The organism is Pseudomonas sp. dw_358 (genome assembly GCF_018449655.1).
In the GTDB taxonomy this organism is placed as follows: Bacteria; Pseudomonadota; Gammaproteobacteria; order Pseudomonadales; family Pseudomonadaceae; genus Aquipseudomonas.
This window is the reverse complement of record NZ_JAAVUX010000006.1, coordinates 254059-269024: the sequence shown is the minus strand read 5'-3', so window position 1 is coordinate 269024 and position 14966 is coordinate 254059. Positions and strand designations below refer to the sequence as shown.

General features: G+C 63.9%; 15 protein-coding genes. 7 read left to right on the top strand and 8 right to left on the bottom strand.

The annotated features are described in order from the left end of the window. Positions 1-30 precede the first annotated feature (30 nt). From HB675_RS12175 to bioB, 6 genes are all read right to left on the bottom strand, one after another. On the bottom strand, positions 31-306 hold the full coding sequence (locus HB675_RS12175; protein ID WP_213878564.1) for a pyrroloquinoline quinone biosynthesis protein PqqE: 276 nt from the start codon (positions 304-306) through the stop codon (positions 31-33). 100 nt (positions 307-406) lie between these two features. Beyond that, the gene (bioD, locus tag HB675_RS12170; protein WP_213878563.1) at positions 407-1090 is read right to left on the bottom strand and encodes a dethiobiotin synthase; all 684 of its coding nucleotides are present in this window, start codon (positions 1088-1090) and stop codon (positions 407-409) included. Next, positions 1087-1920 (bottom strand): malonyl-ACP O-methyltransferase BioC, encoded by an 834-nt coding sequence (gene bioC, locus HB675_RS12165; RefSeq protein ID WP_213878562.1) that lies wholly within the window; start codon positions 1918-1920, stop codon positions 1087-1089. Before bioC ends, bioD begins: the two co-directional genes overlap by 4 nt. Further along, a complete protein-coding gene (locus HB675_RS12160) occupies positions 1913-2638 on the bottom strand; it encodes an alpha/beta fold hydrolase (protein ID WP_213878561.1) in 726 nt (241 codons plus the stop codon). Before HB675_RS12160 ends, bioC begins: the two co-directional genes overlap by 8 nt. Then, positions 2631-3803, bottom strand: a complete 1173-nt coding sequence (bioF, locus tag HB675_RS12155) for an 8-amino-7-oxononanoate synthase (protein WP_213878560.1) — start codon at positions 3801-3803, stop codon at positions 2631-2633. Before bioF ends, HB675_RS12160 begins: the two co-directional genes overlap by 8 nt. Before the next feature lie 13 nt (positions 3804-3816). Continuing rightward, positions 3817-4875, bottom strand: a complete 1059-nt coding sequence (gene bioB, locus HB675_RS12150) for a biotin synthase BioB (protein WP_213878559.1) — start codon at positions 4873-4875, stop codon at positions 3817-3819. 94 nt (positions 4876-4969) lie between these two features. On the opposite strand from bioB, the gene HB675_RS12145 reads away from it, so the two are divergent. The 4 genes from HB675_RS12145 to rarD all read left to right on the top strand — a co-directional run bounded on the left by HB675_RS12145 (position 4970) and on the right by rarD (position 8505). Further along, on the top strand, positions 4970-5707 hold the full coding sequence (locus HB675_RS12145; RefSeq protein WP_213878558.1) for a double zinc ribbon domain-containing protein: 738 nt from the start codon (positions 4970-4972) through the stop codon (positions 5705-5707). A gap of 60 nt (positions 5708-5767) precedes the next feature. Beyond that, positions 5768-6526: a TOBE domain-containing protein gene (locus HB675_RS12140; RefSeq protein WP_213878557.1), complete on the top strand. Its 759-nt coding sequence runs from the start codon at positions 5768-5770 to the stop codon at positions 6524-6526. An 88-nt stretch (positions 6527-6614) separates the two neighbouring features. Beyond that, complete coding sequence (locus tag HB675_RS12135; protein ID WP_213878556.1) at positions 6615-7589, top strand: serine/threonine protein kinase; 975 nt, start codon at positions 6615-6617, stop codon at positions 7587-7589. A 28-nt stretch (positions 7590-7617) separates the two neighbouring features. Continuing rightward, complete coding sequence (rarD, locus tag HB675_RS12130) at positions 7618-8505, top strand: EamA family transporter RarD (protein ID WP_213878555.1); 888 nt, start codon at positions 7618-7620, stop codon at positions 8503-8505. A 79-nt stretch (positions 8506-8584) separates the two neighbouring features. Here rarD and HB675_RS12125 read toward each other — a convergent pair whose 3' ends face one another. Continuing rightward, entirely contained in the window at positions 8585-9103 is a 519-nt protein-coding gene (locus HB675_RS12125; protein ID WP_213878554.1) for an ACT domain-containing protein, read from the bottom strand. A 273-nt stretch (positions 9104-9376) separates the two neighbouring features. On the opposite strand from HB675_RS12125, the gene HB675_RS12120 reads away from it, so the two are divergent. Beyond that, positions 9377-11554 carry a malate synthase G gene (locus HB675_RS12120; protein ID WP_213878553.1) on the top strand — a complete coding sequence of 726 codons (2178 nt, stop codon included), beginning with the start codon at positions 9377-9379 and terminating at the stop codon, positions 11552-11554. Positions 11555-11665: 111 nt separating this feature from the next. Here the strand turns inward: HB675_RS12120 and HB675_RS12115 are convergent, their stop codons facing one another. Next, the gene (locus HB675_RS12115) at positions 11666-12109 is read right to left on the bottom strand and encodes a response regulator (RefSeq protein ID WP_213878552.1); all 444 of its coding nucleotides are present in this window, start codon (positions 12107-12109) and stop codon (positions 11666-11668) included. Between the two features lie 195 nt (positions 12110-12304). Here HB675_RS12115 and HB675_RS12110 point away from each other — a divergent pair, with 195 nt between their 5' ends. Continuing rightward, positions 12305-14242 (top strand): putative nucleotidyltransferase substrate binding domain-containing protein, encoded by a 1938-nt coding sequence (locus HB675_RS12110; protein WP_213878551.1) that lies wholly within the window; start codon positions 12305-12307, stop codon positions 14240-14242. Next, entirely contained in the window at positions 14239-14946 is a 708-nt protein-coding gene (locus tag HB675_RS12105) for an exonuclease domain-containing protein (RefSeq protein WP_213878550.1), read from the top strand. The genes HB675_RS12110 and HB675_RS12105 overlap by 4 nt, the downstream gene beginning before the upstream one ends. Positions 14947-14966 lie beyond the last annotated feature (20 nt).

Below are 14966 nucleotides of genomic sequence, written 5' to 3'. Positions count from 1 at the left end.
TGGGGCTGCCCTGTAAAAAACGGCAATCAATCAGGCAAACGTATTGACCAGGCTACCCAACAGGGCGGCGCCCGTATCGGCCTGCAACTTGCCCTGGATCATTTGGACCACGCCGGTGGCGGCATCTTCCTGCTGGCTCTGATCCACCGAATACAGGCGCTCGGCCTGCTGGGTGGTGGACTGGCTGGTGATGGACGAGGCAGTGTTCTGCGCGGCCACTGACGAAGCGGCCTTGTCCACCAGGTTCAGGCCGGCCTGAATGGCGCTCAAGCCCGAGTAGTACGCGGCATTTGAAGTGACTTGCACGATAACCTCCGAGAGGTATTGGCTCAATGCCACTATTTAAGCAATAACCCGATACAAAAGCACGCCAAAAAAGGGCCGCCAAAAAAACATCCGACGAGCGTCACCCTTCCATCAGGTCTATTTGCAGATGAGCGGCCACCGCTTCGGCACTTGGCACCTTCATGCGCGGCACTCGACCCAGGCAGGGCGCTGGCAGGCACTCGGCGAGGGTGGCAAGGTTTTCTTCCAGGCGCGAGGTCTTGCCATCGATCACATTGGCCACCCAGCCCGCCAGCGGCAAGCCATCCCGGGCTATCGCTTCGGCGCTGAGCAACGCATGGTTGATGCAACCCAGGCGCACGCCCACCACCAGAATAACCGGCAGGCCCAGGGCAATGGCCAGGTCGGACAGGCTCGCGCGCCCGGACAAGGGCACACGCCAGCCACCCGCCCCTTCGATCAGGGTGAAATCGGCCTGTTTGGCCAGTAACGCCTGCATCGGCGCCAGCAAGCGATCGACGCTCAACACCACGCCGGTTTCCCGGGCGGCCAGGTGCGGCGCAATGGCCGGTTCAAAGGCCAGCGGATTGATCTGTTCGTAGGGCAGCACGATAGAGCTCTGCGCCATCAGCGCCAGCGCATCACTGTTGCGCAAGCCGTCGACGGTGACTTCACAACCCGATGCCACGGGCTTGCCCGCCAAAGTGCTCAGGCCGCTCAGCCGCGCCGCATGGAGCAGTCCGGCGGCGATGGTGGTCTTGCCGACATCGGTGTCGGTTCCGGCAATGAAATAACCTGCGCTCATGCGCCCTCCGGCTTGCGCAAGATGGCGTATACCACCTGATAACTGGCCGGCAGGCCGGCCTCCTGACGAAAAACCTCGTAGGCCTGCAACATGCCCAGCAGCCGCGCACGCCCGGTCAGGCCGCCCGGCCGGCCGGGGTTGAGATTGTGTGCGCCCAGAGCCTTGAGTTCATGGGTCAGGCTGCGCACATCGGGGTAATGCAGCACATGGGGCCGGCACTCCAGACCGATCACCTCGAAACCGCTGGCGCCACAAAGACCCTGGTAGTCGTCCAATGCCCTGAAGCGGTTGACGTGGACCTGGCCATCCACCGCCCGCCAGCTTTCCTGCAGCTCGTGCAAGGTGCCGGTACAAAGGCTGGCGAACGCGAACACGCCACCCGGCTGCAACACCCGTAGCGCCTCGGCGAGCACCGCAGCGAAGTTCGCGCACCACTGCACTGCCAGGCTGGAAAAGACCAATGCGCAAGTCGCGGAACGCAACGGCAGCCGCTCGGCATCCCCAGCGATGTGAAAGGTCCCGGCGCCCTGGGTGCGGGCGTGGCGCAGCATGCCTTCGGCAATGTCCACGTCGATGCCCTGGCTGTACTCGAAACGCCGAGCAAGCAGATGGCTGAAATAGCCGGTACCACTCCCCAGATCCAGCCAGCGCGAGACCGGCGACAGGCCTGCGGGCAGACGCGCCAGCAGTTGATGGCCAACATCCCTTTGCAGTTCGGCGACGCTGTCATAGGTCGCGGCAGCGCGGGAGAAGGACGCTGCGACCTGACGCTTGTCAGGCAAGTGGCCGGCTGGCGCAGGGTCGAGGCGCGGTTGGGACAGATCAGTCATGGTCCGACTCATGGAAAAAGGCGTGTATGGCGGCCCCCAGGCTGTGGGGATCTTCCAGCAGGAAGGCATGGCTGGCCTGCTCGATCAGCCCGACTTCGACATCCGGCAACAGGGCCAGCAGCTCACCGGCCACTTCGGCAGGTACCAGCGCATCCTGACCCGCGAAGACGTGCAATTGCGGGCCGTTGTAGCCCTGCAAGGCGGCGCGGGTGTCCAGCTTGGCCAGCAATTCCAGACCGTGATGCAGCCCATGCGGAGCGGGCGCCGCGCTGGCCAGCAAGCGAGCCAGGCCGCGCGCATCTGCGGCGCCTTGAGCGCACAGCAGGCTGAAGCGCTTGAGGGTGGTTGCCGGATCGGCCCGGCAACCCGCCAGAAAAGCGGCGAAGGTCTCCGGGGCCATGGCGCTGGGCCAGTCATCCCGGGCGACGAAACAGGTATTGCTCGCCAAGGTCAGCAGACCGCAGCAACCCTCGCCGCGTCGCCCGGCCAGTTCGGCAGCCAACATGCCGCCCAGCGACCAGCCCCCCAGCCAGGTGTTGTCCGGCAGGTGGGCGTCGAGCTCGTCCAGCCATTCTTCGACAGTGCTGCTGGCCAAGTCCGGCAGGGGCTCAATGTCGACCCGCAGGTTTTCGTTCAGGCCACGCAGGGCTGCCGCCAGCGGCTCAAGGGCCGATACCCCCATGCCCCAGCCCGGCAACAGAATCAGACGGTCACGCATTGATCGGCTCCAACAGCGGATAGCAATCGGCCAGTGCTTGCAACAATAGCTGCACTTGCGTCTCGCTGTGGGCGGCAGACAGCGTCACGCGCAGCCTCGCACTGCCCGCCGGCACCGTGGGCGGACGAATGGCCGTCACCAGCACGCCGCGCTCGCGCAACAATTGCGACAGGCGCAGGGCACGTTCGCTGCTGCCGATCAGAATCGGCTGTATGGGCGTGAAGCTGTCCATCAACTGCAACCCGAGCGCCTCGGCGCCGCGACGGAACTGGCTGATCAAGGCTTGCAGATGGGTCCGCCGCCAGCCTTCACTGCGCAGCAGTTCGAGGCTGCGCAACGTGGCGCAGGCCAGCGCAGGTGGCTGACTGGTGGTGTAGATATAAGGCCGGGCGAATTGCACCAGGGTCTCGATCAGCTCTTCGCTGCCCGCGACAAAGGCCCCCGCCGTGCCGAACGCCTTGCCCAAGGTGCCGACCAGCACCGGGACATCGTCCACGCCCAGGCCGAAATGCTCGACGATACCGCCGCCGTTGGCGCCCAACGGGCCAAAGCCGTGGGCATCGTCCACCATCAGCCAGGCGCCCTTGGCCCGCGCCGTGGCCGCCAGTGCCGGCAGATCGGCAATATCACCGTCCATGCTGAACACCCCGTCGGTCACCACCAGGGTGTCGCCGACGGCCTTGTCCAGGCGCTGGGCGAGGCTGGTCGAGTCATTGTGCAGATAGCGGTTGAAGCGCGCTCCGCTGAGCAGGCCCGCGTCCAGCAGCGAGGCATGGTTGAGGCGGTCCTGGAGGACGGTATCGCCCTGCCCCACCAGCGCGGTGACCGCGCCAAGGTTGGCCATGTAGCCAGTGGAAAACAACAGTGCCCGCGGACGCCCGGTGAGGTCGGCCAAGGCTTCTTCGAGGGCATGGTGCGGTGTGCTGTGGCCCACGACCAAGTGCGACGCACCGCCACCGACACCCCAACGCTCGGCGCCGTCGCGCCAGGCCTTGATCACCTCGGGGTGATTGGCCAGGCCGAGGTAGTCGTTGTTACAAAACGCCAGTAGCGGCTGGCCGTCCACGCGCACCAGCGGCCCTTGCGGGGTTTCCAGCAACGGCCGCTGGCGGTAAAGGTCAGCGGCGCGGCGTTCAGCCAGCCGCGCGCTCAGGTCGAAGGGCATGGCGGTCTCGTCGTCAGGCGGAGGCAGCGTCGTAGAACATTTCGCTGCTCTTCTGCTCGACCAGCGCTTGCTCGATGGCCGCTTGATGCACTTCGTCGGCGTGCTCATAACCGGCTTCGGGCTGGATGCCCAGGCGCGAGAACAGCAGCATGTCCTTGTCGGATTGCGGGTTGGCGGTGGTCAGCAGCTTGTCGCCGTAGAAGATCGAGTTGGCGCCGGCAAAGAATGCCAAGGCCTGCATCTGATCGTTCATGGCTTCGCGGCCGGCCGACAGACGCACGTGGGACTCGGGCATCAGGATCCGGGCCACGGCCAACATGCGGATGAAGTCGAACGGGTCGATGTCTTCGGCGTTGGCCAGCGGCGTACCGGCGACCTTGACCAGCATGTTGATCGGCACCGACTCCGGATGTTCCGGCAGGTTGGCCAACTGGATCAGCAAGCCGGCGCGGTCATCCAGCGACTCGCCCATGCCGAGGATGCCGCCGGAGCAGATCTTCATGCCGGCATCGCGCACGTAGGCCAGGGTCTGCAGACGCTCGCCGTACGTACGGGTGGTGATGATGCTGCCGTAGAACTCCGGCGAGGTGTCGAGGTTGTGGTTGTAGTAGTCCAGGCCGGCGTCGGCCAGCGCTGCAGTCTGCTCCTGGTCCAGCTTGCCCAGGGTCATGCAGGTTTCCAGGCCCATGGCCTTGACGCCGGCAACCATCTGCAACACATAGGGCATGTCCTTTGCCGAAGGGTGTTTCCACGCCGCACCCATGCAGAAACGGGTCGAGCCGATGGACTTGGCCCGTGCCGCCTCTTCGAGGACTTTCTGCACTTCCATCAGCTTTTCTTTTTCCAGCCCGGTGTTGTAGTGGCCGGACTGCGGGCAGTATTTGCAGTCTTCCGGGCAGGCACCGGTCTTGATCGACAGCAGCGTGGAAACCTGCACGCGGTTGGCGTCGAAATGGGCGCGGTGCACGGTCTGCGCCTGGAACAGCAGGTCGTTGAAGGGCTGGACGAACAGCGCCTTGACCTCGGCCAGGGACCAGTCGTGACGCAAGGTTGCAGTTGTGCTGGCGCTCATCGGCGATTCCTTCCTTATGCTGGGCGTGGAGTACGGATACCCACAGACGCCACACGGCTATTCAAGTGATAGCCGGCATATTTAAGGAAGTGCCATGCGCTGTCAACCATATCGCGCCTTACTGGTTTACAAGTGGTTATTAAACAACCAGCTCTGTCTGCTTTGCGATGAGCCCTGCCACTCGCCCACTGCCCTCTGCGAGCCCTGCACCCAAGAGCTGCCGTGGCTGCGCGAGCGCTGTCGCTTATGCGCCCTGCCCTTGGCCATGGAAGGGCTGGTGTGCGGTCAGTGCAGTCGTCGGCGGCCGGCTTTTGCCCGGGTAGAAGCGCCTTGGGAGTACCGGTTTCCCGTGGATGGCCTGATCACCCGCTTCAAACATAAGGCATGCTGGCCGCTGGGCCGTTTGCTGGGCGAATTGCTCGGGCAGTGGCTGCAGCAGCGTTTCGAGGACGGCCTCGCACGTCCGGACCGGCTCATCGCGGTGCCCTTGGGCAGCCGGCGCCTGCGCCTGCGCGGGTTCAATCAGGCGCAAATGCTGGCGGCCTGGCTGGCGAAGAGCCTCGGCATTGCCTGTGATACCCGCAGCCTCGTGCGCCGTCACGAGACCCGAGCCCAGCAAGATCTGGGTGCACGCGCCCGGCAACGCAATCTGCGCCAGGCCTTCCATGTCCAAGTGCCCACCGCCGTGGAAGGCCTGCACATCGCGGTGGTCGACGATGTACTGACAACCGGGGCTACAGCGCAGGTGATTGCCCGCTGCCTGCGCGATGCCGGTGCCCGGCGGGTCGACATTTACTGCCTGGCCCGCACCGCCAAACCGGGCCATGCTTGACTTGCGCTGGCAGCAGGGGCAACGTCCGGGGCATTCCAAGCCTTGCGTAGCCCAGAGCCCATGCCACTGCCCAGCCTGCTGACCCAGCACATTGTACGTCGCCCACAACGTATCGCGCTGTTGCAACACATCGTCGAACAAGGCTCGATCACCCGCGCCGCAAAAAGCGCGGGCATGAGCTACAAGGCCGCCTGGGACGCCATCGACGAGCTCAACAACCTTGCTGCATCGCCCTTGGTGGAGCGTGCAGTGGGAGGCAAGGGCGGTGGCGGCGCGCGCTTGTCCGAAGAAGGCTTGCGGGTGCTGCAACTCTATCAACGGCTGCAAGTGCTTCAGGCGCAGGTACTGGAGGCCGCCGAGCATGCCAGCGATCTCGATCTGCTGGGGCGCATGATGCTGCGTACCAGCGCGCGCAACCAGCTGCATGGGCGCATCGGGCAAGTGGTGGCGATGGGGCGCAACGACCGGATCGAACTGGACCTCGGCGCGGGTTTATTCCTCGACGCGCAGATCACCCATGAAAGCACCTTGGCGCTAGAGCTGGCGGCGGGCAGCGAAGTGTTCGCATTGATCAAGGCCGGCTGGATCGAGCTGCTGCACAGCGTCGACCAGGCCCCGGAAGGCTATAACCTGTTCAAGGGTCGTGTCGAACAGGTGCTCGATGAAGAAGAGGGTCCGGCGGAACTGCGTTTGCGCCTCGTGAACGGGCAGACGTTGTGCGCGCTGGTCGAGCCCTCGCGGTTGCAGGGCCTCAAGGAAGGGGATGAGGCCGTGGTGGGTTTTGCGCCGACCTTCGTACTGATTGCCACGCCAGTGTGAAGGTTCCGGTCCTGCAGGGTCATGGCGATATCACACTTGAGTTACCATGCACCGTCTACGCGGCAACCGGCCGTGCGCAGGAGCTCGCATGTCCCATCCCTTCGAAACACTCACGCCTGATCTGGTCCTCGATGCCGTCGAAAGCATCGGTTTTCTCAGCGATGCCCGGGTCATGGCCCTCAACAGCTACGAGAACCGGGTCTATCAGGTCGGCATCGAAGACTCCGTCCCGCTGATCGCCAAGTTCTACCGCCCGGACCGCTGGACCACCCAAGCGATTCTCGAGGAGCACAGTTTCACCGCCGAACTCGCCGATTGCGATGTGCCGGTGGTGGCGCCCATGTCCCACAACGGCGCGACCCTGTTCGAGCACGCCGGCTTTCGCTTCACCTTGTTCCCACGTCGCGGCGGCAGAGCACCGGAGCCAGGCAATCTGGACCAGCTGTACCGCCTCGGACAATTGCTCGGCCGCCTGCATGCCGTGGGCGCGACCCGGCCGTTCGAGCACCGCGAAGCCCTCGGGGTGCAGAACTTTGGCCACGATTCGTTGACCACCCTGCTGGAAGGCAACTACGTGCCGCGCAGCCTGCTGCCGGCCTATGAATCCGTGGCCCGCGACCTGCTCAAGCGCGTCGAACAGGTGTACCGCGAGACTCCACACAAAAACATCCGCATGCACGGCGACTGCCACCCCGGCAACATGATGTGTCGTGACGAGATGTTCCATATCGTCGACCTTGATGACTGTCGCATGGGTCCGGCGGTGCAGGACATCTGGATGATGCTGGCGGGCGATCGCCATGAATGCCTGTCCCAGCTTTCAGAGCTGATGGATGGCTACAACGAGTTCAACGATTTCGACCCCCGGGAACTGGCCCTGATCGAGCCCCTGCGCGCCCTGCGCCTGATGAACTACAGCGCCTGGCTGGCCAAGCGCTGGGACGATCCGGCGTTCCCCCGCAGCTTTCCCTGGTTCGGCACCGAGCGTTATTGGGGCGACCAGGTGCTGGCCTTGCGTGAGCAACTGTCGGCGCTCAACGAGGAACCGCTGAAACTGTTCTGATCCACCCACAATGCTAAAAGGACGTTCGATGCACACCGCCGTAAACCCCCGCAGGGGCTATATCCTTGGCCTCAGCGCCTACTTCATGTGGGGGTTTCTCCCGCTGTTCTTCAAAGCCGTGCAAAGCGTGTCACCGGTGGAAATCATCATTCACCGGGTGCTCTGGGCTGCGCTGTTGGGCACGGCACTGCTGCTGGTGTGGAAGCATCCGGGCTGGTGGCTCGAGCTGCGTGAAAACCCACGGCGCCTGGCAGTGCTGGCCCTGAGCGGCAGCCTGATCGCCTGCAACTGGCTGATCTACGTCTGGGCGGTGAACAATGGCCGCATGCTCGAAGCCAGCTTGGGCTACTACATCAATCCACTGATCAACGTGCTGCTGGGGCTGCTGGCGCTGGGCGAGCGCCTGCGCCGCCTGCAATGGCTGGCCGTAGCGCTGGCGGCGGTCGGGGTGGCGCAGCAGGTCTGGCAGGTGGGCAGCCTGCCCTGGGTATCCCTGACCTTGGCGTTGACCTTCGGTTTCTATGGTTTGATCCGCAAGCGCGCGCCCGTCGCCGCCTTGCCAGGGCTGGTGATCGAGACCTGGCTGCTGGTGCCGCTGGCCCTGGGCTGGCTGCTCTTGCATCCCGACGCCGGGACCCTGCAGCCGACCTTTATCGCCAGCAGCCAAATGCTCTGGCTGGTGGCCGCCGGGCCCATTACCCTGGTGCCGCTGCTGTGCTTCAACGCCGCCGCGCGGCACCTTCCATACACGACCCTGGGCTTCTTGCAGTACATCGCCCCGACCCTGGTGTTGATACTGGCCGTGGGCGTGTTCCATGAAAAGCTCGCGCCCGCGACCTTGACCGCGTTCGGTTTTATCTGGGGGGGGTTGGTGGTGTACAGCGTGGATATCTGGCAGCAGATGCGCAAACGCTGAATCGGCGGTGTCTGGTTCCCGAGCAAGCTCGGTCCTACAGGCGCCGCCCTGTAGGACCGAGCTTGCTCGGGAACAGCGATCACAACTGCGTACGCAATGTCAGCTCCACCATCAAATCATCCGCCAAAGTCTCCAGCCGCTCCTGCAAAACCTCCAACGACAAGTGCAGCGGTACCGCCAGCGTCGCCTCGGCATGGAACAAGGTCTCGCTGCTCATGGGCGCCGGGCGCACGTCGGTGGTCAGGCGCTCGACGTTGACCCCTTCGGCCGCCAACAGCCGAGTGATATCGCGCACGATGCCGGGCCGGTCGTTGCCCACCAGATCCATGGCTATCGGCTTCCAGGCACTGGACAACTGCTCGCCACTCTCGGCCACCACCACGCGGATGCCGTGCTCCGAGAGCCCTTGCAGGGCGTGCACCAGTTCCAGATTGAATTCGCTGGGCACCGCCACCCGCAGGATCCCGGCGAACTGCCCGGCCATCCGTGACATGCGGCTCTCCAGCCAGTTACCGTGGTGATCGGCAATGCACTGGGCAATCCGCTCGACCAGTCCGGCCTTGTCTGCTGCAATGACAGTCAACACTAAATCGTTCACGGCAAACCCCTTATGGTTCAGAACCGCCAGTATAGGCTCGGTTGCCGACCAGAAAGCTGTGTACGGTTTCCACTTGTTTATGGAACAATTACTCAAATTATTGAGAACACCTGAATCTGTACTGTGACCACAGCAGCCATTCCGGTCGCAGAACGACGCTTTGAGTCTCATTTTCACAACCGCAGCGCTTCATGTAGTATCCGCTTTCGCGCACTACATAACGTTGGAATCGATGTCTGGACAAGCTGAAGAGCTCGCAGAGTGAGGCAAGCAATGACTGATCACGTTCAAGTCGGTGGCCTTAAGGTCGCCAAGGTTCTGCTGGATTTCGTCAACAAGGAAGCCCTCCCCGGCACCGGCCTGAAGGCCGAACAGTTCTGGGCCGGCGCAGAAGATCTCATCAATGACCTCGCCACCAAGAACCGTGCCCTGCTGAGCAAGCGCGACACCTTGCAGCGTCAGATCGATGGCTGGCACCAGGCCCATCGCGACCAGCCCCATGATGCCCATGCCTACAAGGCGTTCCTGCGGGAAATCGGCTACCTGCTACCGCCGGGCGACGAGTTCCACGCCACCACCGAAAACGTCGACGACGAAATCGCCCGCATGGCCGGCCCTCAGTTGGTGGTGCCGGTGATGAACGCACGCTTCGCTCTGAACGCCTCCAATGCCCGCTGGAGCTCGCTGTACGACGCGCTCTATGGCACCGATGCCATCAGCGAAGCAGGCGGCGCCGAACGCGGCCAAGGCTACAACAAGGTCCGTGGCGACAAGGTCATCGCCTTCGCCCGTGCCTTCCTTGATGAAGCCGCGCCCCTCGCTGCCGGGTCCCACGTCGAAGCCACCCGCTATGCGCTGCACGACGGCAAGCTGGTCGTCGGCCTCAAAGGCGGTTCCAACACCGGCCTGCGCGACGACAGCCAGCTGATCGGCTATCAGGGCGACGCCGCCGCACCCCACGCAATCCTGTTCAAGCATAATGGCCTGCACTTCGAGATCCAGATCGACTCCAGCACCCCCGTCGGCCAGACCGACGCCGCCGGGGTCAAGGACATCCTGATGGAAGCCGCCCTGACCACCATCATGGACTGCGAAGACTCCGTCGCCGCCGTGGATGCCGACGACAAGGTGGTGATCTACCGCAATTGGCTGGGCCTGATGAAGGGCGACCTCAGCGAGGAGGTCAGCAAAGGCGGCCAAAGCTTCACCCGCACCATGAACCCGGACCGCCCGTACAGCGCGCCCCTGGGCGGTGAAGTGACCCTGCACGGGCGTTCGCTGCTGTTCGTGCGCAATGTCGGCCATTTGATGACCATCGACGCGATTATCGACGCCCATGGCCATGAAGTCCCGGAAGGCATCCTCGACGGGCTGATCACCAGCCTCGCGGCGATCCACAACCTGACCGGCAAGAACACCCGCAAGAACAGCCGCACCGGTTCGGTGTACATCGTCAAGCCGAAGATGCACGGCCCGGACGAAGTGGCGTTCACCAACACCCTGTTCGAACGCATCGAAAAAGTCCTCGGCCTGCCGTTGAACACCCTCAAGGTCGGCATCATGGACGAGGAGCGTCGCACCACGGTCAACCTGCGTGCCTGCATCAGTGCCGCTCGCCAGCGCGTGGTGTTCATCAACACTGGGTTCCTCGATCGGACTGGTGATGAAATCCACACCTCCATGGAAGCCGGCGCCGTGGTGCGCAAGGGCGCCATGAAAAGCGAGAAGTGGATTGCGGCCTACGAGAACAACAATGTCGATATCGGCCTGGCCAGTGGCCTGCAAGGTCGAGCGCAGATCGGCAAGGGCATGTGGGCCATGCCCGACCTCATGGCGGCCATGCTCGAACAGAAGATCGTCCACCCGCTGGCCGGTGCCAACACCGCCTGGGTGCCTTCGCCGACCGCCGCAGCGTTGCATGCTCTGCACTACCACAAGGTCGACGTGTTCGCCCGTCAGGCCGAACTGGCCAAGCGTGCGCCCGCTTCGGTGGACGATATCCTGACCCTGCCGCTGGCGGCGGATACGAACTGGAGTGCCGAGGAAATCCAGAACGAACTGGATAACAACTCTCAGGGCATCCTCGGTTATGTGGTGCGCTGGATCGACCAGGGCGTCGGCTGCTCGAAGGTGCCGGACATCCACGACATCGGCTTGATGGAAGACCGTGCCACCCTGCGGATTTCCAGCCAGCTGCTGGCCAACTGGCTGCGCCACGGCATCGCCAGCGAGGAGCTGATCCTGCAAAGCCTCAAGCGTATGGCCCCGGTGGTCGACCGTCAGAACGCCAACGACCCGCTGTACCGTCCTCTGGCACCGGACTTCGACAGCAACATCGCCTTTCAGGCGGCGGTGGAGTTGGTGATCGAGGGGGCGAAGCAGCCGAACGGGTACACCGAGCCGGTGTTGCACCGCAAGCGTCGGGAGTTCAAAGCCAAGCACGGTCTGTAGACCGCGCTTCGCGGGCAACCGCGAACATGGCCGGCCATGCTCCCACAGATACAGCGCAGTACCTGTGGGAGCAGGCCTTGGCCGCGGTAAGGCCCACAAAGATTCAACGCCTTACGCCACCCCCAACTCCCGCTTCGCCAATTTCACCAACTGATTGGCATCGATCGGCTTGAGCAGAAAGTCCACGACGCTCAGGTGCATCGCCGCGATGGCGTCTTTGACCCCCGCATCCCCTGACATGATGATGATCGGCAAGGCCGCGCGGTCAGAGTCGCGCACCTCGCGGATCAGGTCCAGGCCGCTGTCCGGCGCCATGCGCAGGTCAGTGATCAGCAGGCCGATGCCTTTGTCGCCGCGCAGGCGTTCCAGCGCCTCGACAGCACTGGCCGCCGTGCTGCACGAGATGCCGTGCAAAAACAGGATTTCCGCGAGGGTTTCTCGGGTCTGCTCATGGTCGTCGACCACCAGCGCGGCCAGCGGCGGCTGATCGGCCACGCCCATGGCGGCATTCAGTGCCTCGAGTTCGGCCTCGCTCAATATATTGTGATCGGACATGCGCCTTTCATCACCTGATCAAATCCGAAGCGTCGGGAGTAGCCCCGGCGCACTTCATCGGATCGTTTGCTCTAGACCGTCCATGATGCGGTTGATTGCACGCCACTAGAAGTATTTTTTTAGACTTACGTCCAATGGGCACCCGCGCCAGAGCGGCCGACCATGGGCACACAACAATAGATCGGGACGCCACCCATGAACAAAGCGGACGCCTTTGCCCTCGCCGGCAAGACGGCGGTACTGCAGAACGTCCACGGCACACTGCGGTTTCTGCAGCGATTCCCACCGTTCAATCAGATGGAACAGGCACACCTGGCGTACCTGGTGGAACAGTGCCAGCTGCGTTTCTATGTCGCCGGCGACAGCATCATCAAGCCGGCGGATGGGCCTGTAGAGCATTTCTACGTCGTCAAACAGGGCAGCGTGGTCGGCGAGCGGCCCCACAGCGCCCGACGCGGTAATGAAACCACCTTTGAAATCGCCGCTGGCGAGTGCTTTCCGCTGGCCGCCCTGCTCGGCGAGCGCGCCACCCGGACCGAACATCTGGCCGCACTGGACACCTTCTGCCTGCAACTGCCCAAGCCGGCGTTCATCAGGGTCATGGGCTTGTCCAGCCCGTTTCGCGATTTCGCCCTGCGCGGTGTCAGCAGCCTGCTGGATCAGGTCAACCGCGAGGTTCAGCGCCAAGCGGCGCAAACCTTGGGCAACCAGTACTCCCTGAACACGCGCCTGGGCGAACTGGCCATGCGCCACCCCATCACCTGCACCGCCGAAACCCCGCTGCGCGACGCCGTGCGAGCCATGCATGAGCAGCAGGTCGGCAGCATCGTCATCGTCGACCCGGACAAGCGTCCCAAAGGCATCTTCACCCTGCGCGACCTGCGCCAGGTGGTGGCCGACGGTGGCCCCGATTTCACACGGCCTATTGCCGCCAGCATGACCCAGACGCCATTCTCCCTCAGCCCCGATGCCAGCGCCTTCGATGCCGCCATTGCCATGACCGAGCGGCATATCGCCCATGTTTGCCTGGTACGGGACGGGCGCCTCTGCGGTGTGGTCTCCGAGCGCGACCTGTTCTCGCTGCAACGGGTCGACCTGGTCCATCTGGCGCGGACCATTCGTAACGCCGCGCATCTGGACCCCTTGATCACCGTGCGCGGCGAGATCGGCCAGTTGGTGGAGCGCATGCTCGCCCACGGCGCGTCGTCGACCCAGATCACCCGCATTATCACCCTGCTCAACGACCAGACGGTGTCACGGGTTATCGAGCTGGTGCTGGAGAGCCACGGCGACCCCGGCATCCCCTTCAGCTGGCTGTGCTTCGGCAGCGAGGGCCGGGGCGAGCAGACGCTGTTCACCGATCAGGACAACGGTATCCTCTTTGACGCCCGCGACAGTGCCCATGCCGCCGAGTTGCGCGGCAAGCTGCTGCCCATCGCTCAACAGATCAACCTGAGCCTGGCGCAATGCGGCTTCGCCCTGTGCAAAGGCAATGTCATGGCCGGCAACCCGCAGCTCTGCCTGTCCCAAGCCGAGTGGTCGCGGCGCTTTGCCACTTTCATCCGCGAGGCGACCCCGGACAACCTGCTGGGCTCGAGCATCTATTTCGACCTGCGGGTGGTCTGGGGTGATGCCCAGGGCTGCGAACGGCTGCGTGGCGAGATCCTCCGGCAGGTGGCCGACAACCGCCTGTTTCAGCGTTTGCTGGCGGAAAATGCCTTGCGCCAGAAGCCACCGGTGGGACGCTTCCGAGATTTTGTCCTGAGCCGCAAAGGCAGCGAGCGTACCGCCACTCTCGACCTCAAAGCCCAAGGGTTGATGCCATTTGTCGACGGCGCCAGGCTGCTGGCCCTGGCCAACGGTGTCGAGGTCGGCAACACCCTCGAACGCCTGCGCGAGCTGGTCAAGCGCCAGGTGATCGACCCTCAGGACGGCGCCGCCTTCGAAGAGGCGTACCACTTCATCCAGCAGACCCGCATGCAACAGCATCAGTTGCAAAGCCGGGAGAATCTGCCTTGGTCCAACCGCCTGGACCCTGACAGCCTCAATCACCTGGACCGGCGTATCCTGCGCGAATCCCTGCGCCAGGCCCAGCGACTGCAAGCCAGCCTGACCTTGCGGTATCAGTTGTGAGCCTGCTGCACTGGTGGCGCAAATCCGAAATGACCGTGAGCGCTTCCCAGCGCCAGCGTCTGGACGCCCTGCCGGCCGGTGACCGGCCAGGCCAAGGTGAGCTGCGCCAACAGCGCTGGGTAGTGGTGGATGTCGAAACCACCGGTCTCAACGTCCAGCGTGACGAGGTACTGTCCATCGGCGCCGTGGTCATCGAGGACGGCGCCATCGACTTCTCCCAGCCCTTTGAACGCACGCTCCTGCACCATGCCTCCCACACCGGGCCCAGCGTGCTGATCCATGGCCTGGGGCCCAGCGAGCTGGCGGCCGGAACCGACCCGGCCGAGGCGCTGCTGGACTTCCTCGAGTTCGTCGGCAGCTGCCGCCTGCTGGCGTTTCACGCACCGTTCGACCAGCGCATGCTGGCCCGTGCCATCAAGCGACACCTGGGTTATCGCTGGCGCGCAGAAGTACTGGACATCGCCGAGCTGGCGCCGCTCTTGCTTCCGGACAAGGCGCCCCGTGAAGCCGGCCTGGATGGCTGGGCACGGGTGTTCGGCTTGCAGGCCGAAGAACGCCACCATGCTGCTGCCGATGCCATGGTCACGGCTGAACTGATGCTGGTGTTGCTCAGCCACGCCCGACGCCAGGAACTGCACACGGTCGAGGAACTGACCGAGCACCTGAGCCAATGGCGGCGGCGTCAGAATGCGCCCGGCCTGTAGGGCAGATAACGCCAGCGGTG

Bases quoted from the DNA above. Each gene is read 5' to 3' on its own strand.
- bioD (WP_213878563.1), bottom strand. From the start codon at position 1,090: ATGAGCGCAGGTTATTTCATTGCCGGAACCGACACCGATGTCGGCAAG.
- bioC (WP_213878562.1), bottom strand. From the start codon at position 1,920: ATGACTGATCTGTCCCAACCGCGCCTCGACCCTGCGCCAGCCGGCCAC.
- HB675_RS12160 (WP_213878561.1), bottom strand. From the start codon at position 2,638: ATGCGTGACCGTCTGATTCTGTTGCCGGGCTGGGGCATGGGGGTATCG.
- bioF (WP_213878560.1), bottom strand. From the start codon at position 3,803: ATGCCCTTCGACCTGAGCGCGCGGCTGGCTGAACGCCGCGCCGCTGAC.
- bioB (WP_213878559.1), bottom strand. From the start codon at position 4,875: ATGAGCGCCAGCACAACTGCAACCTTGCGTCACGACTGGTCCCTGGCC.
- HB675_RS12145 (WP_213878558.1), top strand. From the start codon at position 4,970: ATGCGCTGTCAACCATATCGCGCCTTACTGGTTTACAAGTGGTTATTA.
- HB675_RS12140 (WP_213878557.1), top strand. From the start codon at position 5,768: ATGCCACTGCCCAGCCTGCTGACCCAGCACATTGTACGTCGCCCACAA.
- HB675_RS12135 (WP_213878556.1), top strand. From the start codon at position 6,615: ATGTCCCATCCCTTCGAAACACTCACGCCTGATCTGGTCCTCGATGCC.
- rarD (WP_213878555.1), top strand. From the start codon at position 7,618: ATGCACACCGCCGTAAACCCCCGCAGGGGCTATATCCTTGGCCTCAGC.
- HB675_RS12120 (WP_213878553.1), top strand. From the start codon at position 9,377: ATGACTGATCACGTTCAAGTCGGTGGCCTTAAGGTCGCCAAGGTTCTG.
- HB675_RS12115 (WP_213878552.1), bottom strand. From the start codon at position 12,109: ATGTCCGATCACAATATATTGAGCGAGGCCGAACTCGAGGCACTGAAT.
- HB675_RS12110 (WP_213878551.1), top strand. From the start codon at position 12,305: ATGAACAAAGCGGACGCCTTTGCCCTCGCCGGCAAGACGGCGGTACTG.